This window comes from Flavobacterium crocinum (genome assembly GCF_003122385.1).
Classification (GTDB): Bacteria; Bacteroidota; Bacteroidia; order Flavobacteriales; family Flavobacteriaceae; genus Flavobacterium; species Flavobacterium crocinum.
This window is the reverse complement of sequence record NZ_CP029255.1, coordinates 4,103,709-4,127,864: the sequence shown is the minus strand read 5'-3', so window position 1 is coordinate 4,127,864 and position 24,156 is coordinate 4,103,709. Positions and strand designations below refer to the sequence as shown.

Genomic DNA, 24,156 nt, shown 5'->3' with positions numbered 1-24,156 from the left:
TTAATTTGCTCGTTTACGTTCCAGCTTTTTTTTCCGGCGTTATAAAATTCCCATTCAGATTTTAGTCAAAAAACTCTCTTTCCTCATATTTTGCAGGAATTATCGAAATTCCTTTTTGTAATAATAAATTGTTTGGAAAGATAATTTTCTCTCCTTCTTTTGTTTTTAAACTTACGTGAAATGTATTGATATCTTCAATTTCTGCTTCGATAGGAAAATCTTTGTCGTGTATTTTTATAGTATCTCCAATTCTAAAGGGAAACGAAAAAAACAAAACCATTCCCGAAGTAATATTGCTTAAAATGGACCATTGTGCAAACATAGCAACACCAATTACAGTTGCAATAGAAGAAACAGTAAGAAAAATATCTTCAGTTTGCACACCCCAGATTACGATTAAACTTGTAGTGACCAAAATATTCATTAAAATATTAATGTACTTAATCACTAAATTGGTACGATGTTCAAATAACTGACTTGAAGCTGCAAAACTTCTAACCAGTTTTGCAATCACCATTCTAAGTACAATCAATACCAGAATGAGAATTATGGTTGCTATTATTTCGCGGCTATACTCTTTAAAGGAAAACATAAATAAAATTTTTACACTAATGTAGTCAAAAATTCATAGACTTTTGCTGTTGGAAGTCCCATAACATTGGTATATGAGCCTTCAACTTTTGCAACTGCCATAAAACCAAACCATTCCTGAATACCATATGCACCTGCTTTATCATATGGTTTGTAGTTTTCTATATAATACAAAATAGCTTCGTCAGACAAATCATTAAACGTTACTTTCGTAATATCATGCAATAGAGTAGAAGAGTGGTTCGTTTTAAAACAAACAGAAGTAATTACTTCGTGAGTTGTGTTAGACATTGATTTAATCATAGAAAAAGCTTCTTCTGCATTTTTAGGTTTGCCTAAAGCTTTATTCTGATGCCACACAATGGTATCGCTGGTCACTAAGATTTCATTCTCTTTTAATTCTCCTTCAAATGCTGCGGCCTTAAGTTCAGCAAGATAATCTGTAATCTCAACAGCTTTTAATTCCGGCGGATAAATCTCTTCAACATCTTTTAGACGAATTTCAAAATCAAGATCTAAGTCTTTAAAAAACTGCTGTCTGCGTGGTGAACCGGAAGCCAGAATGATTTTATATTTCTTTAATTTTTCTTTAAGCATTGTATTTGATGTTTAAGGCGATAACCAGGATTGATAAAATTCCGAAGAATAAAATTAATTTTAGAATAGTACTCAAATGATGAAAATCTTTTTGAGATTTGGCATCGAATATTTTTACTATAAAATATAATAACGGCGCCAATACTGTTGCAAAAGCATAAAAAACAGCAATGTAAAGCTTGTTTTCCATGAAATAGGCATTTACATAAAGGGCAGATAAAATAAACGGAATTATAGCAAAAGCCAATGCGATTTTAGCAGCTCTGTTTATGCCAATAGCAATTGGTAAAGTATTCATTCCCTGATTGTAATCTCCATTTACATCTTCAATGTCTTTAATAATTTCACGAATAAAATTAATCATAAAAGCAAACAGAGCATAGTCAATTAAAATAGAAAAAAGACTAGCCATTTGCGCTTGATTTTCAGCCGTGGTTGCCGGGAAGATATCAAAAACACCAATTATTAATACACTCACCGCAAGAAGTAATGCCACAACAAAATTCCCTAAAATCATAATTTGTTTTAAGGATGTAGCATAAAAATACAACAGAGTAGCGATTAAGATAAAAAGCGATGCGAAAGTTGGTCTTAGAATAATATTAGATAGAATAAAACCAATTGCAACCCCGGAAATATTTAAACCAATATAAATGTTATAGGCTGCAGTTTCACTTATTTCTTTACCCACAACAACATCCTGAGGTTTATTAATACTATCTGTTGCAACATCATAAATATTATTAATAACATAACCAGCTGCGGCTAATAAAACAGTACTTAAAACTAATAATCCATACTGCCAGTCTGATAAAGCAAGCGGAATATTCTGCTGTTTTAGAAAAGCATAACGAAAAAGAAGCTGCATAAAAGCCAGCATCAACAAATTTTTATATCGAATAAGTTTTAGGAATTTCATTTTTTAAGGTTCTGAGTGGCTATCCCGATAGCTATCGGGACTAAAATACGGAGTTTTTTATTAACTGAAAACTGTCACTGCGACTGAAAACTTTAGTCGTGTTTTCCGTTAAAGTATTCCATCCATTTCCCTTGCACTTTCATTACTTGTTCGATAACGTCTCTTGCGGCGCCTCTTCCACCTTTTACATGCGAAATGTAGCGGCAGATATTTTTAATTTCAGGACTGGCATCCTGAGGACAGGTTGGAAGTCCTACTAATTTCATTACATGAAAATCAGGGATATCATCTCCCATGTATAACACATTTTCGTCCTTAATATTATGAATTTCAGTATATTCTTTTAACGTTTTTACTTTGTCAGGAGTGCCCAGATAAATATCTTTAATACCTAAATTTTGAAGACGAATACGAACTCCTTCATTGCTTCCTCCAGAAATAATGCATACGTTGTAACCGCTTTCGATTGCTGCTTTTAAAGCAAATCCATCACGAATGTTCATTGTTCTTAACATTTCACCTTCATTGGTTACAAAAACAGAACTGTCTGTTAGTACGCCGTCTACATCAAAAACAAACGTTGTGATGTCATTCATTATTTCTTTATAACTTTTTGCCATTATGCTGTATAGATTGTGTTAGGATTTTATAGATATTTTTTTTGTTTTCGTCTTGTAAAAAAGCCATGTGAGCTTCTGTTGTATTCGAATCATGACGTACAGCAGGGCCAGTCTGGGCATCAATTGGGTCCAGTGTATTTATTTTGTCTGCTGTTTCCTGAATCAGCGGCCTTAATATAGCAAAAGGAAGCTGATTTTCTTCACAAATTTCTTGTCCCAAATAATATAAATGATTCGTAAAATTGCTTACAAAAACAGCTGCAACATGAAGTGCTTTGCGCTGTTCTGAGCTAATAGAATATACAGCTGTAGAAATACTTTTGGCAATAGATTCCAATAATTTAAAATCGGCTGTATTCTCGGCTTCAAGACAAAATGGAATGATCGAATAATCAATTGCTTTATTCTTTGAAAATGTCTGAAGCGGATAAAAAACACCACGACGATTTTTAGGATCTAAAAGCTCAATTGAAGACGTACCCGAAGTGTGAACTACAAACTGATTATTAAAAGGAAGCTGTTCTGAAACTTCAGCAATTGCATTATCTGAAACAGCAATTATATGCAAGTCAGCCGGTAGAATTTCAATGAAGTCCGTAACAATTTTCTCGTAATCGACTAAATGCAGCAATGTTTCTTTCTTTCGTGAAAAAACCTGTTTTATTTCTACAGTTTTACTTTCATCAAAAGCTTTTATTAAATGCTGGGCAACATTGCCGGAACCAATTATTGTTATCTGAATCATAAAAGCAAAATTAGTATTATTTTTTATAAAGATAATTTGTAAAGAAAAGTTTTGAGAGAGATTGTGAAGTCTTAGTTTTTTAATTGGCACATCCAAAGTCTATTAAAGTTTACTTTATTTACCTGTTCAAATAAATGACTTTAAATTTTTAAATTAGATAATGTATTATTATGTAAAAATAAACTCACAATTTTGAGAATTTGATGAATTTTCCTTTTATATATTTGGTTTTTATTAACAAATATCACATGCCTCAAATAAACATTTTTAAGTACTTTTGTGCCACTTTATATACAATGTAATCCCTAAGAAATGGATAAAAAAATATTCTCTTTTTTGTTTTCTACACGTTTAATGGCCGTTCTTTTTTTAGCATTCGCACTTGCAATGGGTATTGGAACTTTTATCGAAAGTAAATACAATACCGATACAGCCAGAATTTTAATTTACAATACTTGGTGGTTTGAAGCGATAATGGTGGTTTTCGTGATTAACTTCTTCGGAAATATCAAACGTTACCAATTACTTAAAAAAGAAAAATGGGCAACTTTATTACTTCACTTAGCCTTTATTTTTATCATTATAGGAGCTTTTATCACAAGATACATTAGTTATGAAGGAATGATGCCAATTCGCGAAGGTGCGGCTGAAAATCAGGTTTATTCAGATAAAACTTTTTTAACCATTTTTGTTGATGGTGAATATAAAGGAGAAATGAAACGAAGAGTTTTTGAAAAAAGTCTCTTATTATCTCCTGCAACCAATAATGATTTTACTGTTTCCGGAAAATTTGACGAAACTCCTTTTGAAGTTTCTTACGATAGATATATAATGGGAGCAAAGGAAGTCGTTAAAGAAGATCCAAACGGAACTTTGTACCTGAAATTAGTTGAAGCCGGTTCTGGCGGACGTGAAGAACATTACCTAAAAGAAGGTGAAGTTCAGAATATTCACAATGTACTTTTTGCTTTAAATAAACAAACTGACGGAGCGATTAATATTAATACAAAAGGAGAAAAATATACTATTCAGACACCTTTTGAAGGAGAGTTCATGAGAATGGCCGATCAATTAAAAGGTAAAGTAACTAAAGACGATGTTCAGCCTTTAATGATGCGTTCATTATATAGTATTGGTGATATCAGAATTGTATTCCCGGATCCTGCAATGAAAGGAAAAGTAGAATATGAATCTAATAATGACTACAAAGCAAAATCACATACAGATGCTTTGGTTCTTAAAGTTAAAGCTGAGGGACAAGAAAAAGAAATAATGGTTTTTGGTTCTAAAGGACAAGTTGGAGAGCCTAAAACAGTAAAAATTGGCAATATTGAATATTCTGTATTTTTTGGAAGTAAAGCCTATGTTTTACCATTCAAAGTTAGATTAAATGATTTTATAGCCGATAAATATCCTGGAACTGAAAAAAGTTATTCTGCATTTAAAAGCAAAGTAACTGTTCAGGATTCTACGGAAACTTTTGATGCCGATATTTTTATGAATCACGTTTTGGACTATAAAGGATATCGTTTCTTCCAGTCATCATTTGATCCGGATGAAAAAGGAACTGTTTTATCTGTAAATCATGATTTCTGGGGAACCAACATTACATATTTTGGATATTTTATGCTATATATAGGTCTAATGGCAATTATGTTTACAAAACATTCTCGTTTTGGCGACTTGAAACGTAAACTGGAAGCAGTTAAAAAGAAAAAAGAAAAACTAATTACGATTTTAGTTTTAATGTTGAGTTTGAGCAGTTTTGCGCAACAATCACCGCACGTTCATTCACACGATCATAATCATACACATACTGCAGATCCAAATGATCACGCTAATCACGTTACTGCGCCGCCAAGTAAAAAGCAGTTGGATTCTTTATTGAATATCTATAAAGCTCCGGAAGCACATGCTGCAAAATTCGGACGTTTGATTATTCAGGATGCCGGAGGAAGAATGAAACCAATCAATACGTTTTCATCTGAATTACTTCGTAAAGTAAGCCACAGTGATAAATATAACGACATGAATTCTGATCAGGTATTTTTGTCGATGACGCAATATGCTCAGGTTTGGATTCAGATTCCTTTAATTTACATTAAATCCGGAAATGACAGTATCCGCAAGATTATCGGTATTGATCCAAAAGACAAATATGCTCCATTCGTAAAATTCTTTGACGAGCAGGGAAATTATAAATTATCACCTTATTTAGATGCTGCTTATAAAGCTGCAAATCCAAATCAGTTTGAGAAAGATTACATTGAAACAGATAAAAAAGTAAATTTGATGGAATCTGCTTTAAGCGGAAGCATTCTAAAGATTTTCCCGGTTCCAAATGATCCAAATCATAAATGGGTTTCCTATATGGAGCGTGAAGCAGCCGGATTTAAAGGAATGGATTCTACTTATGTGAAACAAATTTTACCTTTATATTTTAGTGCTCTGAATAATGGTTCTATCGAGAAAAATTTCGATACAGCAGATAATTTAGTAGAAAGCATTCATGGTTTTCAAAAGAAATTTGGAGCCAAAGTAATGCCGAGCGAGCAAAAAATTGATGCAGAAATTCTTTATAACAAATATGATGTTTTTCAAAAATTATCATATTGGTATATTACAGCAGCAAGTTTTATGTTCATCTTTATTATTGTTAACATTTTCTTTGAGAAAAGAGGACTTCGTATTGCAATAAACGCATTCCATATTATAATTGGGTTATTATTTGTACTTCATACATTAGGATTAATAGCACGTTGGTATATTTCCGGGCATGCGCCTTGGAGTAATGCTTACGAATCTATTGTATATGTATCGTGGTCAACGATGTTTTTCGGATTGGCTTTTGACAGAAAATCAAAATTAACAGTTGCTTCATCTGCTTTTGTTACGGCTATGATTTTAATGGCAGCCTACCTAAACTGGATTGATCCGGAAATTGCAAATTTACAGCCGGTTCTTAATTCTTATTGGTTAATGATTCACGTTGCTGTTATTGTAGGTAGTTACGGTCCAACTGCATTAGGTATGATTTTAGGTTTTGTATCGTTGCTATTGATTTTCTTCACAACAGAGAAAAACAAAGCTAAAATGGAATTGAACATTAAAGAGATTACTTATATTAACGAAATGTCTTTAACTATTGGTTTGATCATGCTAACGATTGGAAACTTCCTTGGTGGACAATGGGCAAACGAAAGCTGGGGACGTTATTGGGGATGGGATCCAAAAGAAACCTGGGCTTTAATCTCGATTATGATTTACGCTTTTGTAATTCACGCTCGTTTTGTTCCGGCATTAAGAGGCAAATGGTTCTTTAACTTAATGAGTATGTATGCCTTTGTTTCAATTTTGTTTACTTATTACGGAGTAAACTTCCACTTAGTAGGTTTACACTCGTATGCCAGTGGAGAAGCACATTCTTTAAGCTGGATTTATTATTGTTTGATAACAATCTCTTTAATTGGTGCAATTACTTATCCAAAATATAGAAAATACTATAAGACTAAAAAAGTAAAAAAATAGGATTACCAAATTAATTATTGATTCGTATAAAAAAAGCTCAGTTAAACTGAGCTTTTTTTTGTTTTAATTATTTCTGATTTAATAGTGAATATAAATATTTTGAAATGGTAGTGTGTAAGATTTGATATTATTTAATCCCTAATCTTGATTTTAATTTTAGAAACAAAAGACCAATTCTGTACGCATCTTCAGAAGAAGAATTTCTGTCGCTTTTTGGAATTTTATAAATTTCACACAAATCGTCTAAAGAAAACTGTTTATCGTTTATGTCAGTCAGTTTTCTATACATTACATCAACATCCAAAGCTTCATTTTTCAAACGACCACAATCTAAACGTTCGAGAGCTGCATTAAGCATTTCGACATCAAAATTTATATGATGTCCAACTAGAATTGAATTTCCAATAAAATTTACTAAAGCTTCTAAGGCGTCAGGTTCGGGCATTTTCATCATTTTACTTTCAATGATAAACTCATTAGATAGTCCGTTATCCTGAAGATATTTGTACTGAAGCAAAACAGTTTCAAAACTTTCTTTAATAACTATACTATCGTCAATAACAGAAAATGCGCCAAGAGATAATATAACATCTTTATCCGGATTCAACCCGGAAGTTTCTGTTGATAAAACAACAAACTTATTAGGTTTAGTTTCGAATTTTGTTAAATAATCTTTCCAGAATTCCGGATAGTCTTTATTAATATTTTTAAGCCAGTCTAGCATATTTTTATGAGAATTGTGTCAATTGAAATTTACTCTTAATTAGTTCCTCGAGGTCTTTCATTGGGGCTAAAGCATTTTTTAGTTTCTCCTTATCTGTTTTAGACATTTCTCTTAAATTAATATATTGACCAGAGTCGTCATTTTTTAAACCTTCAACAGTTCTAAATTTAGAAAGTATTAAAAAAGCTTCTGCACAGCTTAAGTAAATTTCAGCATTTTTAGAATCTGTTATTGCTAACTGCTTGAATCTTAAATAGGTATTTTGTATTCCTTTTATATTTGCATTCAAAATTAATAAACGTGCGCCATCTATCAAAGGCATTAGAGCACGAGTTTTAATATCAAATTTTCCTTTATGCGGTCCTTCTTCCTCAACAATGAATTTTTTGAAGAAGCTTAAAGGTGAATTTCTTTTTAAAGCATCATTTCCTAAGAAATCAAAGAACAATGTATTGTTTACAGCATTCTTAAAAATAACATTTTCAATTGCTTCTTCAATCTTTGGTTCTCCAAAAACAATTTCATAATCAAAGAAAATACTGCTCAAATCATTACTGTTTTCACCTGGAGTATTCATCCAGCTGTTATATTGTTTTGTCCAGTCGCTCAATGATTTACACCAAAGCATATTGCTTCCCATGTGTCCATTTGGGCAATATTCATAACCTACTTTTTCTAGGATAGAAGTAGTTCTTTTGGCTAATCTTAAGAAATAATCTTTTACTTCTCTGTATTTTTCAGGAGTTACATCTTCAAATATCAAAATGCTATCTTGGTCTGTTAGCAAAAGCTGTTCCTTACGTCCCTGACTACCAATACTTAACCATGCAAATCGTGCAGGAGGGGAGCCTAAATCTAAAATTGAAAGCTCTACGGCACGTTTGATAATAGCCAGATTAATTTCACTTGCAATATTACTGACATGTGAAATCGGAATATTTTTTTGGATTGAATTCTGAATCAAATCTGATAAGCGATCACGAATCTGTTTTAAATCTTTCGGAAGCTGAGAGCGCTTGATTTCTTTAATTAAAACTCCTGGGTTACTAGCTTGAGCAACAATAAGATCGTGTTCTGAAATAATTCCTTTTACAACCGATTTACTTGTACCGTCCTTAGTAACACATAGATGAGTTACATTATGTTTTAGCATTAATAATTGAGCTTCCGCTAAAGAAACGTTTTCCAAAACAGTTACAACCGGAGACGACATGATTTTGTCAATAGTCTCAGTAATAGGATAGCGGCCCGTTGCAATTTTGGAAGACAAATCTGCATTGGTAACAATACCAATCGGGTGATTTTTTTCGCAGATTATAATATTATCCACCATAGATTCGGTCATCAAAATAGCAACATCTTTTACAATGTGACTAGCCTGAGTTGTCAATGGGGAATTATTATAATTAAGTGACTGAATATATTGCATTTCTGACTGTTGATCAATATAATCAACATCAGAAATAAGCTTGCCATTTGAACTTACGCTGTCTTTTGTGTGACGAGAATTAACCGCAAAACTCTCTAGTAAGAAATTTAAAACATCCGAATTATTTGCCACAAATGGTCTAAATACAGCAATTGGGATTGCATAAATAATGCTTTCCTCACGCGCTTTAGCGGTCATCATGTAATTATTCTTAGCAAAAAACGGACGCAAACCAAAAATATCTCCTTCGTGACATTTATTTATGATAGTTTCTTCAGCATCAGCAATAGTTGTAAGATTGATTATACCAGAAGCTACTACATAGAAACTATCATGAAGCGCGTCGTTATTTTGAAATAAGACTGCATGTTTTTCTAAGTTAATGACACGAATATTGGTAGCAATATCCGATAATTCCTGAAAAGTTAAATTATCAAAAGGTTTGTATTCCTTCAAAAAATCAGCAATATGCTCAGCAACTGTATTCATACGTTTTTGATAAATTTTTTAATGTATTCAATGTAAAAATAATAAAATAAACTCTTACAATGAAAGCAACTTGATGAGAATCTGGTATATTTTAAAGAAATGTTAAGAATTACTGATAATAAGGCGTTAAAAGGTTTTTTTCAGATTAAAAAACATTAAATCATTAGTAATAGATTTGACGACATGTAATCCTGAGAATCGCATAAAATCAAATTTATTTATTTTTTTTGAAATATTAGATTCTCATAAATTCATAAAAATATTGTTTTTTCAAATCTGAGACTATTAAGAAATCATCTTTAAGAAATGAATACTAAAAATAGTATAAAACAAATTGATTAATTTTTTTGAATTATGAGATTCTCGTAATTTTTATACTTTCGGTTGTATAAAAATGGATCGCTGAGAATCGTGTAGATTTTTTTTTCTGATAATTATCCCGGAATATTAAATTCTCACGAAGCTTTTGTTTAGAACGTTTTAATAAGACGAGAGTAATCTCTAGTTAAAATTAGCAAAGCAATGAGACAAGATCTAAATTTAAATTTCCTATTTTACATAATATAAATTATAGGTCAAAAAAGGATAGTGGTGCTTGTACCGTAAGGCTTCGTAAAATCAGGCTTTCTATATTGTGTAATATATTCTTTATTATTTTCTCTCACTGTTATCTCAACATACAGATTCGATTTGTAAAAACTACAATACAATTGAAACAAAAAAGACTGACAGCGTAAAAAAAATACGCTGAAAAAGATAAATTAAAATATAAGTCGTTTTTACCAAATTTTTCATATAACGTAAAGTAAAATGTTTTGAAAAATTTACCGATAAATACGAAAAAATTATACATGCTTACCAAATTCTTCGCCTAGAATTATAAAAAATGAATGACAAATTAAAGTAAGTAAAAAATTACATTTTGTATTAATTTTTCCTTCTTCTTTTTAGAATTGATTTATATTTACATTAAAAAAGTTTTATGGAAGTAATTTGGACGGAGAAAGCTGAAAAGACTTATAGTAAAAATTATGAATATTTAGTAGAAAATTGGTCTTTGACAATTGCTGAAAAGTTTGACGAAGAAGTATTGAAAACAATTGATATTATATCAAAAAATCCTCATTTAGGACTCTATAATAGGGATTTTGATTTTAGTAGTATTTTAGTTGTAAAGCAAATAACCTTATTTTACACTGTTGTTGGTGGCAAAATATTGCTTTTGCTTTTTCATGATAACAGACAAAAGGAAGTCAAAGATTTATTCTAAATTATCTTTCTTTTTTGCTTTTATTCTTTTAACCATTTCACTGTGTGGGATAGTTTTTCCGGTTCTAATTTCTTCTTTAGCTTGTTCGATTTCTTCCAATAATTCCCATTTGTTATATTCTACTGGATCGAGGATTTTTGCAATCACAAGCATTTCTCCTATTGTAAAAGATTGAGTTTGAAGTTTTCTGTAATATGTAGGACTTGACAAACCTAGTTGCTCTATTATATACTTTTTTTTGTAAGGCGATTTATCTATTAATTCGTCCAATTGAGTAGCAACTTTTTTATATGCGATAATTTCCTGTAACATATATGAGACTTTTTTATTACATTTATTTTAGCAAAAATAATAAAAATATGTTACAATACAGTGTCTTGCTTATAAATTATGTGAAGATTGGAATTAAAAGAACAAATGATTTAAAAACTAATTAAACAAGAAAGCTTTATTAGTATAATTTATTCAAAATGACTTCTTTAGGAACTATATCAGCTCCGCCACGTTTTGTAAATTGTAAAACTTTTTCGTTTGTTAGTAATACAGCACTTGAAGAAACTCCGTTCTTGTCTTTCAGTTTAATTTGTGCTTTATCATTATGTGGATATACATATCCTGATACTTCTAAAATTCCCGAGTTTAATTCTTTGTGTTCACTTGTAATTTCTGCAGTTCCAACAATTGCATAATTAGATTGTGCAATGTTTATTGTGAAAATATATTCTTTTTTACAATCTTTGCATTTCTCGTTACTCCAGGTTCCTGAAAAGCTATTACTCTGTGAAAATGATTTTAGAGAGATCAAAAATGCGATAAAAAGAATTTTTTTCATTGTAAACGGTTTTATTAAAAATTTAGAACCAAATATAAACCAAAAAAGCATCACAATATTGTGATGCCTTTTGTAAGCTGAACAAAAAATTATAATTTTTTCAAATAAACTGATTTTCCATTTAGTGAAACATCAATCTGGTTTGTTTTTTCGTTAAAAGTTGTTCTGAGCGCATTTCCGTTAAATATCGTAACGTCACCATATACGTGACCAGCTTCAGTTGAAACATAATCAAATTTAACTTTTTTGTTATCTGGTTCAATACCTAATTTATAACTGGAAAATTTAGTTCCTCTTAAATCAAATTCTTGTTGTGAATCGATAATGTTTCCGTCGGCATAAAAATTAGTAACAGATTTACTCAAAGTAATATCAGGATAATACTGATTTACTTTTTTAAGAAGTTCATATTGCGCCGGGCTTGCATCTTCTTGTTTAGATGTTATAGTTTGGGCAAATGAAATGGTTGTGCACAAAACTGTTACTAGTAAAAGGTACTTTCTCATAAATTTTAATTTAAAGATTAATAAATAGTTAAACCAAATAATACTGGTAAAGACTTTAATTTATTGTTATAAACTCATTCAAGTTATACTACAAGATACGAAATCTTTACCTTTGCAAAAAATTAAAAGCCGTTTTTTAAGAAAATGACAACAAAAAAATATATTAAACTGATCCTGATTTTAGGCTCTTTGACCGCACTTGGTCCCTTTTCAATAGATATGTATTTACCTGGTTTCTCGGGAATTGCAAAAGATTTAAACACAACTGTAGCAAAAGTTTCTATGAGTTTGTCCAGTTATTTCATCGGAATTTCTGCCGGACAATTACTTTATGGCCCTCTTTTAGATCGTTTTGGACGTAAAAAACCTTTATTTATTGGCTTGCTGGTTTACATTTTAGCATCTTTAGGATGTATTTATGTTTCTGATATTGATGCTTTTATCCTGCTTCGTTTTGTTCAGGCAATTGGAAGTTGTGCTGCAACTGTGGCTTCTGTAGCTATGGTTCGTGATCTATTTCCTGTAAAAGATATACCAAAAGTATTTTCTCTTTTAATGCTTGTGGTTGGACTTTCGCCGATGCTGGCACCAACAATTGGCGGTTATGTTACGGAAGATTTGGGTTGGCATGCCGTATTCTTTATACTAATGTGTATGGGAATTGTTATTTTGGCCGCATCACAAATTGGACTTCCTGATACCTATAAACCTGATGTTTCTATTTCATTAAAACCAAAACCAATTATTACGAACTTTATATCTGTTTTAAAAGAACCGCAATTTTATACTTATGCTTTTACCGGAGCAATCGCTTTTTCCGGATTGTTTTCTTATGTGGCTGCTTCTCCACTAATTTTTATGGATATTTATAAGGTTGATGCTAAAACTTATGGATGGATTTTTGCTTTAATGTCAGTAAGCTTTATTGGTTCAAGTCAGTTGAATTCTGTTTTATTGAAGAGATTTTCAAGCGAACAAATGATTTTTGGAGCTTTGATTTCGCAATCGGTTATTAGTATCATTTTTCTGATTTTAGCGCTAAATGATCTATTAGGATTATATGAAACTATCGGAATGTTGTTTTTATTTTTAGCTTGTTTAGGAATTTCTAATCCAAACACCGCTGGATTAACATTAGCGCCTTTTGCTAAAAATACCGGAAGTGCTTCAGCATTAATGGGAGCTATTCAGTTAGGTTTAGGTGCCTTGGCGTCATTTGCAATTGGAGTTTTTGTAAAAGACTCTGTTGCACCAATGGTTGCTGTAATGACTACAACGACGATTACGGCCTTTATTATTCTAAATATCGGAAAACGATTCATCAAAAATAAAGTGACAATCTCTGATAGTGATGATGTGATGATTGGTCATTAAAAAAATAGAAATTCCAATACTAAAATTCCGAATTCCAAAGGAATGCGTTATAAAAAAGCCGAAATCCTATAGACTGCACCCAAAAGTTTAGACGAATTTATAATTAAATTTGATAATAGTGAGCTCGATATTGTATCGGGCTCATTCCTTTTAAATTAAGTTTTATTCTTTCATTATTATAATATTCTATATAGTCGATTATTTCTTGTTTTAATTGGTTAATCGAACTATATTTTTTAAGATGAAAAAGTTCAGATTTTAATATTCCAAAGAAATTTTCAATTATAGCGTTATCCAGACAATTCCCTTTTCTGGACATACTTTGTTTAATTCCTTTTTGTTTTAATAGATACTGATATTGTTTCATTTGATACTGCCATCCTTGATCTGAGTGCAATATTAAATTAGTTTGATTGGGTATTTTTTTAAAAGATCTTTCAAGCATTGATAAGATTTGATTAAAAGTGGGTCTTTCAGACAAGTCATAACTTATAATTTCTCCATTAAATAAATCAATTATCGGAGAGAGGTACAGCTTTTTCCCTGAGACATTAAATTCTGTAACATCTGTAGCCCATTTTTGATTAGGCATTACCGCTTTAAAATTACGTTTCAATATATTGGGAGCTATTTTTCCATGTTCTCCTTTATATGATTTGTATTTTTTTATCCTAATTAAACTTTTTAGACCTAAAATCTTCATTAGCCTGAGCACCGTTTTATGATTAATCAAAATACCTTTGTTTTTTATTTCTAAAGTAATACGTCTATAACCAAATCGACCTTTATGTTGATGGTAAATTTGCTCAATCAGCTCTTTAATATCCTTGTATTTATCTTTGGCTTGATATTTTTTCTCGTAGTAATAATAACTGCTTCTTGCCATATTCATATGATCTAGCATGATGCCCAGATCATAATCATGCCTTAATTCTATTATGGCTTGTGCTTTTTGTTTTGCTTGGCTTCTTCGGCTTGAACTAAGGCATTGAACTTTTTTAAAAGAGCATTTTCACATCGCAATGATTCTATCTCAAGTAAGAGTTCTTCTTCTCTTGTCAAGGGTTTGTTTGATTTCTTTTTAGCTCTTTTGAAGTTCATAGATTTAGGTCTTCCTTTAGGTTGATCTTTTAAGCCTAAGATACCTTGATCTTTATATCTTTTCTGCCATTGAATAACAACAGATTCACTAGAAATATTAAATTCAAGACAGGCGTCTCTCAAAGATAAAGACTTATTAGTAATTTTCAGCAATACATTTTGCTTAAACTTGACACTGTATATCTGATTCTTCCTGGGTAAAAGACCTTCTTTGCCATACTTCTGGTAAAACTTAACCCATTTTCTCAGATTTGACTCGTCAAAATTATTTTCATTCGCAACTGAATTAACTGAACGATGTTTATTTATAACTTCATTTACACACCGAAGTTTAAACTCATAATTGTACTTGATTTTTCTTTCCATAAAAATGCCCCCAAATAGTGTCTAACTTTTTGGGGGCAGTTCACTAGATTTCGGCTTTTCATTTATTATAACTAAAATAAACTTTTTCAAGTTTTGGGATTTGGAATTTTAGTATTGGAATTTCAAAAATTCTAGTTTTGTGTTTTCTTATCTGGTCTGATGATCATTCTAAGAGATTGATCTTTTGCGAAATAAGCCACCATCCAATTCCAGAAAGTATTTAATCTGTTTCTATAAGTAATCAAAGAAATTAAGTGAATAAACAACCAAATAATCCAGGCAAAGAAACCTTTAAAGTGCCATTTTGGACTTGGCAAATCCACAACAGCTTTTGCTTTTCCGATAATTGCCATTGATCCTTTGTCATTGTAAGCAAATGGTTTAAGTGGTTTATTCGTAACCATTGCTTTAAAGTTCTTAGCCAGATTTAATCCTTGCTGGATTGCAACTTGCGCAACCTGCGGATGTCCGTCAGGGAAATTTTTATCTCCTGCTGTAATGGCAGTATCTCCAATTGCATAAATGTGATCTACACCATTTACTTTGTTGAATTCATCTGTTGCCATACGTCTTCCGCGACCATAACTTTCTTTTGGAATTCCTTCGAAAATTTTAGCCGAAACTCCCGCAGCCCAAATTAAGTTTTTGGTTTTTATGGTTTCTCCGTTTTCAAACATTACAGTATCATCAACATAATCAACTACCTTGGTATTTAATTTTACGACAACTCCTAATTTAGTCAACGCTTCTAAAGTATCTTTTTGAGATTCTTTGCTCATAGGTGCTAATAAAGCATCGCCACCATCAACCAAATAAACATTACTTGCAGAAGTGTCTAATTCAGGATATTCTTTTAAAAGGATGTTTTTACGCATTTCGGCAAACATACCGGAAACCTCCACTCCTGTCGGTCCCCCTCCTGCTACAACAATTGTAAGTAATTTACGTCTTTTACGCATATCTTTACAAATAGCGGCTTTTTCAAGGTTTTTAAGCAGTGTATTACGCATTACGATGGCATCATTTAAGGTTTTCATCGGAATGGCGTTTTTCATTACGTTTTCCATACCAAAATAACTCGTTTCTGCTCCAGTGGCAAAAACAAGATAATCGTATTCTAATTCTCCGTTGCTTAAGGTTATTTTCTTTTCAGCGGGAGAAACAGATAATAATTCGCCTAAACGAAAACTTAGATTCTTTTTTCCTGCGAAAAATTTTCTAAAAGGATAACTGATGCTCGAAGGCTCTAAAAATGCCGTAGCAACTTGATATATAAGTGGTGGGAAAAAGTTATAATTATTTTTGTCTACAAGGGTTACTTGTATTTGAGGCTGATTTACAAGCTCTTTTGCCAGATTGATTCCTGCAAATCCGCCTCCAATAATGACTATTTTCATATAGGTTGTAATTAATAGGATTATAGAATAATTCCTTATAAAAGTACAACTTTAATAAACAATGACAAAAGTCATATTATTTACTTTTTGAATTTTTTAACTGTTTTATCAACTATATCGATTTTGTTCTGTAGGACATAACTTGCCATTAATTTTTCGATTAGTTCTTCTTTCGTTAAATGATGAAAAACGGTTTTCACTTTCGTTTTTAAATCGGTCGAAAGATCATGATTGGGTTTTGTTTTGAAGATTTGTTTGGCCCATAAAAGCATATTATTTTCTTCAAGACTCGCTGCAGTTGGTTTTTTAAACTCAGAAAATTTGATTCCTAATTCTCTTTCGAAATCGGCAATTTCAAAAACTTCTTCCTGCTGTAAAACAGTCAGAGAAAGTCCTTTTGCCCCTGCCCTTGCAGTTCTTCCGCTTCTGTGCACATAGTTTTCGTATGTATCGGGTAAGTGGTAATTGATTACGTATGAAATCTCTTTCACATCTATTCCTCTGGCAGCTAAATCGGTTGCAACCAAAATATTGATATGACCTTCACGAAACTGTTCCATTATTCTGTCACGAATTCCCTGCGTTAAGCTTCCATGAAGTGCTCCTGAAGAAAATTTGTTAATCGCCAAATTTTTAGCCAATTTATTGACAGCAGCTTTTGTTTTACAGAAAATAATTCCTCTTTCTCCTTCTCTTGAATTTAAGAAATGCATCAAAACTTCCAGTTTCTCAATAGGGTCAACTACAATATACTCGTGATCTATTCCTTCATTTCCAACGGTTTCCATATTGGCACTTATCTGTACTACATTTTTGTGCAGATAATTTTGAATCAATTGTTTAATGGCGCCTGGAAGTGTTGCCGAAAATAACAGCGTGCGACGTTTTTTAGGAAGTTCGGCAACAATTTCGTCTAAACCATCTTTTAAAATAGCAATCATTTCGTCTGCTTCATCTAAAACTAAATATTCAGTAGTTTTTAAATCAATTGCTTTTCGCTGAATCAAATCGATTAAACGTCCCGGAGTTGCCACAACAATCTGAGCTCCTTCTTTTAATCTTTCAATTTGAGGTTTTATTGGTGTTCCTCCACAAATGGAGGCAATAGATATATTAGGGATATATTTTGCAAAACCTTCTAAATTTCGAACAATCTGTTGTCCTAATTCTCTTGTTGGAACTAAAATAACAGCCTGAACATCAGTTGATTCTGGATTGGCCAATTGCAATAATGGAAGTCCAAAAGCAGCTGTTTTTCCTGTCCCCGTTTTGGCCAAACCAACGATATCATGATTTTCATTCAGGAATAACGGAATAGTTTTCTGCTGAATTTCTGTTGGTTCAACTATATTTAACTCGCTTAAAGCTTTTAAAACGGGAGCTGAAATTCCTAATGTAGAGAATGGTTTAGACATAATTATTTTAGATTTTTGAGTTCTGATTTTAGATTTGATACAGATTACTCAATATTTGAATATTTTTTTGGAATGACTTGAAAATAAAAATCTTTGTCAAAGTTTAAAACTTTGACAAAGATCATATAAATATTTGTATTAATTGAGATTATTAATCCGGCTCATTCATGATTTTCTCACGATATTTTTTACCAATTAATAATGTTAATCTTTGTTTGTAATCGTCGACCAGCCATTCGCGGTAGTTTTTACTGCATTGGCTCAAACATTTAGAATAACGTTTGATACGGTCTTCAATATCGTCATCCAGTTCTTTTGCTAACATTTTAGCTTCCTGAAGTGTTTCTGTATTGTCTACGCACATTCCGGCATGTTGATCCAAAGATTTATCCAAAACAACTTTAGAACGTAAATTCTGTTTGATGATTAATTTGTGTTCTTCATCAACATCAAAACTAACATCTGCAGTTTTACTGAATTTAGCACGTAATTCCGGTGGCATACTGTATTTGAAAAACATTTCAATTTCATGATCATCACGAAGGTTTTCCAAATAAAATTCCGGTGATTTAAAGATATGCTGCCAGTTTACAGGATCGCTCCATAAACCAAAACGTGCGGCATTGTTTCCTAAATCAATAACTGTAAATTCATCTTTTCCAGGAAGTTTACGAGAACCACGTCCAATCATCTGGAAATACAAAGTCAATGATTTTGTTGCTCTGTTTAAGATAATCGTTTCAACAGTTGGTTCATCAAAACCGGTGGTCAAAATTCCGACAGAAGTCAAAATGGCGTCCGGAGTCTTTTTAAACCATTGTAAAATGTCTTTTCTTTCTTCGGAACTACTTGTGTTGTCAAGGTGTCGAATATCGTAACCAGCTTCTCTAAAAGTCTCATAAACATATAATGAAGTATGAATACCATTATTAAAAATTAAGGTTTTCTTACCTAAAGAACGTTCTGTATAGGCATGAAGTAGTTTTTCCTGCATTAAAGTATTGGTATACAAATCATCTGATGACTTTACGGTATAATCACCATTGATACCCACTTTTAATGAAGTCAACCCAACATCGTAGCTGTACGTTGTAGCTTTTGCCAAAAACCCTTTGTCAATCAATGAACCAATAGTATCTCCCACAATAAGCTCGTGGTAGCTTTGGTGCATTGGTAATTTTATATTTGAACTCAAAGGCGTTGCTGTTACCCCAAGAATAAAAGCATTTTTGAATGAGTTTAATAATTTTCTAAACGAATTGTAATGCGCCTCATCAATAATAACCAAACCAATATTGTCCAGATGAAGTTTTTCATCGTTGATACGGTTTTTTAACGTTTCGACCATTGCCACAAAACAAGAAAAATCATTTTGATCTGGAAGTTCTTTTACTTTACTATTGATTATTTTGTTTGTAACGCCAAAACCAGTCAACATTTTTGATGTTTGTTTACATAATTCGATACGGTGCGTTAAAACAACCACTTTTTTATCATTGTTGGATAAATAGCGGCGAACGATTTCAGAAAATATTACTGTTTTTCCTCCTCCTGTTGGAAGCTGATACAGTAAATGATGTTTCGGAGGAGCATTATCTAAACGATCAAAAATAGCATCAATATCGCCTTTTTGGTATGCATAAAGTTCTTTCTTCTCTTGTCTTTCTATTTCTAAAGTGTTTTGAGACATTGTTTATTTTTGGATTTTTGCAAAAATACATCTAAAAAACAGTTATTCATCTTTTTTTAACTTAAAATAAATGTTTTTTTTAAACTAAGATTTTTTATGAGAAGGGCTTTTAGTAGTCGATTTTCTCCAAAATGGCCTCAAAATCGTACTTGTTTTTCCATTTTTGAGTTACAATTTCTTCCAAAATGGCATTAATTCGCAATTTAAAATCGTTAAAAATTCCATTTGAGACAATAAAATTGATCGCCTGCTCAAAAGAATTTAACATGCTTTTGTAAAATAATTCTTGTTTGATATAGTTTTGAGAAGAATACGTTTGTGCGATTTCAATATTGTAAAGCATAATATCTGCCAAAACGAAAGAATCTACACCAAGCGTCATAAAATGTTTGATTAATTTCTGAGCAACAGATCTTCGCATTTTGGCTTTTGGACGCCATCTTGCTCCCGGTTTTTTAATAGGGAAATATTCGTGGGAGATTTTAACCTTTGCTTCCTGTAGTAATTTGTCTTCTTTTGGATTAAAAACAAAGTCATAATAGGTTTTTACGGGAGCAAATTTCTCATAAAGTTCAATAAGTTGTTCTTCCAATTGTTCTTTGGTTAATTCTCCTAAATATTTTTTTAAATCTCTTTTACTCATAGAGTAAAGATAATTTTCAATTTTTTAAATTCCAAATTCCAATTTGTAGCGTATTGAACAGATTTAATTTTGATTTTTTAAATTCCAAAATCAATCCAGAATCCTTAATTTTGCTGGCATAAAACTTAAAAAAATATATACATGCTCAAGATTTTCAAAGTTACTGCCATCTTAGAGGGAATCTCTTATTTAGTTCTGTTTGCTAATATGTTGCTAATCAAAAACAACAATCCTGAACTTTATCATACATTATTACGTCCGCTTGGAATGACTCACGGAATTCTATTTATCGGATATATTGTTCTTGCTTTTTTATTGAAAAAATCAATGAACTGGGATTTAAAAACTTTCGCCATTATTCTGGTTGCTTCTCTTATTCCGTTTGGAACTTTTTATATCGAGAAAAAATATTTAGAAACTAAAGCAAATGCATAAGCTTTTGGATAAAATATTTAATTTTTTATACCCTGTTTTCAGAGACTGGGGAATGAGTCGCAATGTTGCGTCTTATACCAGTCTTATTATTAACATTGCTATTTTAATAGCAATGGCTTACGTTATTTATTACGCAGCCAAATTTATTCTCGTTACGCTTACTGCAATTTTTGCGCAACGTACCAAAACAAAGTTTGACGATTATTTAATTCAGAACAAAACTACCAGATATACCGCTTATTTAATTCCGTTTTTCTTTATCTATAAAGCAGTTCCAGTAATTTTAGATAAATACGAATACTGGGAATTAATCTTTGGAAAAATAGTTGGGATTTATATTGTTTTGCTTGGATTATGGATTGTACGAACCGTTTTTAATTCCTTAAGAGATTATTTAAAACAAAAACCGGAATACAGCGACAAACCAATCGATAGTTTCGTTCAGGTTATTATGATCGTACTCTGGATTTTTGGAGTTGCCATGATTATTTCGACTTTATTTGGAATCAAAAAAGGCGAATTACTAACTATTCTTGGAACGCTTTCTGCAATTATTATCTTGATTTTCAGAGATACAATTTTGGGATTTGTTTCGAGTGTTCAGGTTGCCATAAACGATATGGTTCGAATTGGCGACTGGATTACAATGGATAAATTTGGTGCCGATGGAGATGTTATCGAAATTAATTTGACAACGGTAAAAGTTCGAAATTTTGATAATACCATTACCACAATTCCGACTTATGCTTTAAGTTCCGATTCTTTCCAAAACTGGCGCGGGATGCAGAAATCTGAAGGAAGACGCATCAAAAGACATGTTTTGATCAAAAGCAGTACAATTCGTTTTTTGAATGATGAAGATTTACAGCAATTACGTAAAGTACAATTGATAACGTCTTACATCGACAGCAGACAAGCCGAAATCGACAGATATAACGATTTAAGAGGTGTTGATAAAACGCTTTCGCTAAATGGCCGAAATATGACCAATTTAGGGTTGTTTCGAAAATATATCATTCAATATCTGGTCAATCATCCTGGTTTAAACAAAGACATGCATATTATGTGTCGTCAATTACAATCAACAGCACATGGAGTTCCGTTGGAAATTTATGTTTTCTCAAGTGATAAACGCTGGGCAAATTACGAATACATCATGGCCGATATCTTCGATCACGTAATGGCTTCTGTAAAATATTTTGATCTTGAAATATTTGAGCTTCCTTCTAAGATTGGGAAATTTGATTAGTTTTTTATTTAACCGCAAAGAACGCAAGGTTTTTACTATACAAGGTTTTATAAAAACGCAAAGTTCGCAAAGCTTTGTGTGAAAAACTTTGCGAACCTTGCGTAAATCTTTGCGTTCTTTGCGGTTAAATTTTTGAATTTGAGATTATTTAGTCACTTCTTTAAAAACAAATTCCGAATTATTATATTCAATAGGAACATCTGGAACAAAGCAAGGAAGATTAAAATACGTTCCGATAACTCCGTTTCCTAAAAATAATTTATTGTCTTTTTTTAAAAGTGCAATAGGAACTCTTTTCCAGTTACCGCCGAAAGAAATATAATGATAATCACCACGAAGTGTATCGCCTCGCAAATCGCCTCTAACATCTCCGGAATCTTTTCCATATCCGTAACGAGATATTTCGTAGCGTCCGTAAAAACGTTTGTTGTTAATTTTAATATCTAAAACGGCTGTATCTTTATTGTTTACAGCCTGATAGAATTTATGATTGTATTTTTCTTTATTTTCTTTTGAATTACAAGAAACTATTAAAAGACAGATAAATAGAAATAAGCGCATATTTTATTTTTATAAAAAAACAAAAATAGGTTTTTACCGTGGGATTATTTCTTTAACTTTAAAGAAAACTAAAAACAAAACCCCATGGAAGATAGAGACACTTTTTTAAAAGAATTCAGAGGCGAAACTTTAGGAACCGTAAGTGCTCAATCTTCTCCAGATGAGATCTTTCAAAATCAGACGATCAGGCCTATTTTAAAATTGCAGAATGATTTATTTATAGCTGTTTTCATTAATTACGTAAATAAAAACAAACCCGATTTTTATTCTTACTCCGTTGAAAAGAAACTGCAAACAATAGAAAACTCCATTCAAAAAGATATCAAATTTAGAAATTCTTTAAAAGGAATTGTAATGGCGCTTTTTACAGTAGATGAATACAATACATATATTCAGAATTCCTCTGACTTAAATAAACGAATGATGAATTTACTTATTGACCGATTGAAGAATCAGGTGCAGCTGTTTGAAGTGGAATCGGATTCTAAGTAATTTTAATGGAAATAGAAATTCTTCAAGATAAAAAACGAAGTTTATACGTTTATAAAAATAATGAACTTTTATTCTATTCTAAGGTAAAATCCAACTGGGCAAACAGGATTACAGAAATTTACAATCACGATGATGTTTTGCTTTTAGAGGTGAAACACAAAATGACTCTTATAAAATCTTATTATAAGATTTTATTTCAAAATGAACTAGTTAAAGAGGATATAGTAGAAATAACAGATACGAGAATAATTTTTGATAGTAACAAAAGATTATATACAAAACAAGATTATTTTATCGCTATTAATGGAAATTATTCCTACTATTTTAAAGAAAATAGAGTTTCTCAGTTAAAACAGAAAAATTGGGTTTCAAATCCAAAGATATTTTTAAGTATAAATGATGAAAATCTAGAATTTTTAAACCCAGTAATCTTTCATATTTTAGCAATTGAAGCAGGATATAGTTATGATTAAAATAATGTAAAACTTTAGAATAGATCAATGTTCAACCAATTCCGAAGCAAATTTCCTTCAACTGATGAAAAATGGAACGAATACATCGGTTATTTCAATCGTCTTGAAGTTCCTGCGAAAACGACCCTTTTAGAAGAAAACGAAGTTTCAAAAAAACTCTACATTATAGAAAAAGGCTGTATTAGAGTTTGGTTTAACAATAACGGAAAAGATCTTACCACACAATTCTTTTTTGAAAATGAGAGCGTTGCTTCTATCGAAAGTTTTATGAAGAAACTCCCGAGTCCGACAAATATAGAAACTATTGAGTCTTCAGTTTTGTGGTGGATTCATAAAAATGATCTGGATAAAATTTTAGAAGAAATCAAAGAAATTCCAGAATTGAGGGATAGTCTAATAAATAAGCTTTTTGAGCGTACTTTTGATTATATGAAATATTTTGTTTCGTTTATAAAAGATTCCCCTGTAGAGCGTTATGCTAATTTAATTAAAGAAAGACCTCAAATTATATTGCGTGTTCCGCAACATTATATCGCTTCTTATTTAGGCATAACAACTGTGCATTTAAGCAGATTAAAAAGTAAATTAGTAAATAAAATAGTTGACAAGCCAAACTTAAATTAGCTTACATAACTTATATGGTTTGAGAAAAATTTGATAACAAATGTTATCGTCTGCCCATAAACGGCTCTGTAATTTTGCTTCATAAA

At 31.5% G+C, this 24,156-nt stretch carries 25 protein-coding genes; 8 read left to right on the top strand and 17 right to left on the bottom strand.

Translation table 11 applies throughout. The features are described 5' to 3' along the window. Nucleotides 1-61 precede the first annotated feature (61 nt). The 5 genes from HYN56_RS18365 to HYN56_RS18345 all read right to left on the bottom strand — a co-directional run bounded on the left by HYN56_RS18365 (nt 62) and on the right by HYN56_RS18345 (nt 3,472). On the bottom strand, nt 62-592 hold the full coding sequence (locus HYN56_RS18365; RefSeq protein ID WP_109193503.1) for a mechanosensitive ion channel domain-containing protein: 531 nt from the start codon (nt 590-592) through the stop codon (nt 62-64). An 11-nt stretch (nt 593-603) separates the two neighbouring features. Next, nucleotides 604-1,188, bottom strand: coding sequence for a Maf-like protein (locus HYN56_RS18360; RefSeq protein WP_109193502.1), 585 nt, complete (start codon nt 1,186-1,188; stop codon nt 604-606). Next, the gene (locus HYN56_RS18355; RefSeq protein ID WP_109193501.1) at nt 1,181-2,107 is read right to left on the bottom strand and encodes a geranylgeranylglycerol-phosphate geranylgeranyltransferase; all 927 of its coding nucleotides are present in this window, start codon (nt 2,105-2,107) and stop codon (nt 1,181-1,183) included. The genes HYN56_RS18360 and HYN56_RS18355 overlap by 8 nt, the downstream gene beginning before the upstream one ends. A 92-nt stretch (nt 2,108-2,199) precedes the next feature. Continuing rightward, complete coding sequence (locus tag HYN56_RS18350; RefSeq protein WP_109193500.1) at nt 2,200-2,727, bottom strand: KdsC family phosphatase; 528 nt, start codon at nt 2,725-2,727, stop codon at nt 2,200-2,202. Next, complete coding sequence (locus tag HYN56_RS18345) at nt 2,711-3,472, bottom strand: Rossmann-like and DUF2520 domain-containing protein (protein WP_109194866.1); 762 nt, start codon at nt 3,470-3,472, stop codon at nt 2,711-2,713. Before HYN56_RS18345 ends, HYN56_RS18350 begins: the two co-directional genes overlap by 17 nt. Nucleotides 3,473-3,784: 312 nt before the next feature. Here HYN56_RS18345 and ccsA point away from each other — a divergent pair, with 312 nt between their 5' ends. Further along, nucleotides 3,785-7,000 carry a cytochrome c biogenesis protein gene (gene ccsA, locus HYN56_RS18340; RefSeq protein WP_109193499.1) on the top strand — a complete coding sequence of 1,072 codons (3,216 nt, stop codon included), beginning with the start codon at nt 3,785-3,787 and terminating at the stop codon, nt 6,998-7,000. 127 nt (nt 7,001-7,127) lie between these two features. On the opposite strand, the gene HYN56_RS18335 is transcribed toward ccsA, so the two are convergent. Beyond that, on the bottom strand, nt 7,128-7,724 hold the full coding sequence (locus HYN56_RS18335) for a 3'-5' exonuclease (RefSeq protein WP_109193498.1): 597 nt from the start codon (nt 7,722-7,724) through the stop codon (nt 7,128-7,130). A 4-nt stretch (nt 7,725-7,728) separates the two neighbouring features. Beyond that, nucleotides 7,729-9,642 carry a DUF294 nucleotidyltransferase-like domain-containing protein gene (locus tag HYN56_RS18330; RefSeq protein WP_109193497.1) on the bottom strand — a complete coding sequence of 638 codons (1,914 nt, stop codon included), beginning with the start codon at nt 9,640-9,642 and terminating at the stop codon, nt 7,729-7,731. A 982-nt stretch (nt 9,643-10,624) separates the two neighbouring features. Here HYN56_RS18330 and HYN56_RS18325 point away from each other — a divergent pair. Continuing rightward, on the top strand, nt 10,625-10,912 hold the full coding sequence (locus HYN56_RS18325) for a type II toxin-antitoxin system RelE/ParE family toxin (protein WP_109193496.1): 288 nt from the start codon (nt 10,625-10,627) through the stop codon (nt 10,910-10,912). Here the strand turns inward: HYN56_RS18325 and HYN56_RS18320 are convergent. The 3 genes from HYN56_RS18320 to HYN56_RS18310 all read right to left on the bottom strand — a co-directional run bounded on the left by HYN56_RS18320 (nt 10,904) and on the right by HYN56_RS18310 (nt 12,250). Further along, nucleotides 10,904-11,224: a hypothetical protein gene (locus HYN56_RS18320; RefSeq protein WP_109193495.1), complete on the bottom strand. Its 321-nt coding sequence runs from the start codon at nt 11,222-11,224 to the stop codon at nt 10,904-10,906. The genes HYN56_RS18325 and HYN56_RS18320 overlap by 9 nt on opposite strands. A gap of 139 nt (nt 11,225-11,363) precedes the next feature. Continuing rightward, nucleotides 11,364-11,744 (bottom strand): hypothetical protein, encoded by a 381-nt coding sequence (locus HYN56_RS18315; RefSeq protein ID WP_109194865.1) that lies wholly within the window; start codon nt 11,742-11,744, stop codon nt 11,364-11,366. An 89-nt stretch (nt 11,745-11,833) separates the two neighbouring features. Next, nucleotides 11,834-12,250 carry a hypothetical protein gene (locus HYN56_RS18310; protein ID WP_109193494.1) on the bottom strand — a complete coding sequence of 139 codons (417 nt, stop codon included), beginning with the start codon at nt 12,248-12,250 and terminating at the stop codon, nt 11,834-11,836. Between the two features lie 144 nt (nt 12,251-12,394). Between HYN56_RS18310 and HYN56_RS18305 the strand changes: the two genes are divergently transcribed. Continuing rightward, a complete protein-coding gene (locus HYN56_RS18305; RefSeq protein WP_109193493.1) occupies nt 12,395-13,624 on the top strand; it encodes a multidrug effflux MFS transporter in 1,230 nt (409 codons plus the stop codon). 103 nt (nt 13,625-13,727) lie between these two features. On the opposite strand, the gene HYN56_RS18300 is transcribed toward HYN56_RS18305, so the two are convergent. The 6 genes from HYN56_RS18300 to HYN56_RS18275 all read right to left on the bottom strand — a co-directional run bounded on the left by HYN56_RS18300 (nt 13,728) and on the right by HYN56_RS18275 (nt 20,236). After that, nucleotides 13,728-14,564, bottom strand: a complete 837-nt coding sequence (locus HYN56_RS18300; protein WP_240622704.1) for an IS3 family transposase — start codon at nt 14,562-14,564, stop codon at nt 13,728-13,730. Continuing rightward, nucleotides 14,561-15,091, bottom strand: a complete 531-nt coding sequence (locus tag HYN56_RS18295; protein WP_109193491.1) for a helix-turn-helix domain-containing protein — start codon at nt 15,089-15,091, stop codon at nt 14,561-14,563. The genes HYN56_RS18300 and HYN56_RS18295 overlap by 4 nt, the downstream gene beginning before the upstream one ends. Nucleotides 15,092-15,222: 131 nt before the next feature. Continuing rightward, nucleotides 15,223-16,488 (bottom strand): NAD(P)/FAD-dependent oxidoreductase, encoded by a 1,266-nt coding sequence (locus HYN56_RS18290; protein ID WP_109193490.1) that lies wholly within the window; start codon nt 16,486-16,488, stop codon nt 15,223-15,225. Nucleotides 16,489-16,568: 80 nt separating this feature from the next. Then, nucleotides 16,569-17,903, bottom strand: coding sequence for a DEAD/DEAH box helicase (locus HYN56_RS18285; RefSeq protein ID WP_109193489.1), 1,335 nt, complete (start codon nt 17,901-17,903; stop codon nt 16,569-16,571). Nucleotides 17,904-18,054: 151 nt separating this feature from the next. After that, a complete protein-coding gene (locus tag HYN56_RS18280; RefSeq protein WP_109193488.1) occupies nt 18,055-19,593 on the bottom strand; it encodes a DEAD/DEAH box helicase in 1,539 nt (512 codons plus the stop codon). 109 nt (nt 19,594-19,702) lie between these two features. Continuing rightward, nucleotides 19,703-20,236 carry a DUF6155 family protein gene (locus HYN56_RS18275; RefSeq protein WP_109193487.1) on the bottom strand — a complete coding sequence of 178 codons (534 nt, stop codon included), beginning with the start codon at nt 20,234-20,236 and terminating at the stop codon, nt 19,703-19,705. Nucleotides 20,237-20,377: 141 nt separating this feature from the next. On the opposite strand from HYN56_RS18275, the gene HYN56_RS18270 reads away from it, so the two are divergent. Continuing rightward, entirely contained in the window at nt 20,378-20,671 is a 294-nt protein-coding gene (locus HYN56_RS18270) for a DUF3817 domain-containing protein (protein ID WP_109193486.1), read from the top strand. Further along, the gene (locus HYN56_RS18265; RefSeq protein WP_109193485.1) at nt 20,664-21,920 is read left to right on the top strand and encodes a mechanosensitive ion channel family protein; all 1,257 of its coding nucleotides are present in this window, start codon (nt 20,664-20,666) and stop codon (nt 21,918-21,920) included. The genes HYN56_RS18270 and HYN56_RS18265 overlap by 8 nt, the downstream gene beginning before the upstream one ends. A gap of 144 nt (nt 21,921-22,064) precedes the next feature. Here HYN56_RS18265 and HYN56_RS18260 read toward each other — a convergent pair whose 3' ends face one another. Then, nucleotides 22,065-22,481 (bottom strand): hypothetical protein, encoded by a 417-nt coding sequence (locus HYN56_RS18260; protein WP_109193484.1) that lies wholly within the window; start codon nt 22,479-22,481, stop codon nt 22,065-22,067. 84 nt (nt 22,482-22,565) lie between these two features. Between HYN56_RS18260 and HYN56_RS18255 the strand changes: the two genes are divergently transcribed. Genes HYN56_RS18255 through HYN56_RS18245 form a run of 3 tightly spaced genes read left to right on the top strand, consistent with a single transcriptional unit; the run spans nt 22,566 to nt 24,070 of the window. Then, nucleotides 22,566-22,973, top strand: a complete 408-nt coding sequence (locus tag HYN56_RS18255) for a glyoxalase (RefSeq protein ID WP_109193483.1) — start codon at nt 22,566-22,568, stop codon at nt 22,971-22,973. A 5-nt stretch (nt 22,974-22,978) separates the two neighbouring features. Then, entirely contained in the window at nt 22,979-23,446 is a 468-nt protein-coding gene (locus tag HYN56_RS18250) for a hypothetical protein (protein WP_109193482.1), read from the top strand. A 27-nt stretch (nt 23,447-23,473) separates the two neighbouring features. Beyond that, the gene (locus tag HYN56_RS18245; RefSeq protein ID WP_109193481.1) at nt 23,474-24,070 is read left to right on the top strand and encodes a Crp/Fnr family transcriptional regulator; all 597 of its coding nucleotides are present in this window, start codon (nt 23,474-23,476) and stop codon (nt 24,068-24,070) included. The last annotated feature ends 86 nt before the right edge of the window (nt 24,071-24,156 follow it).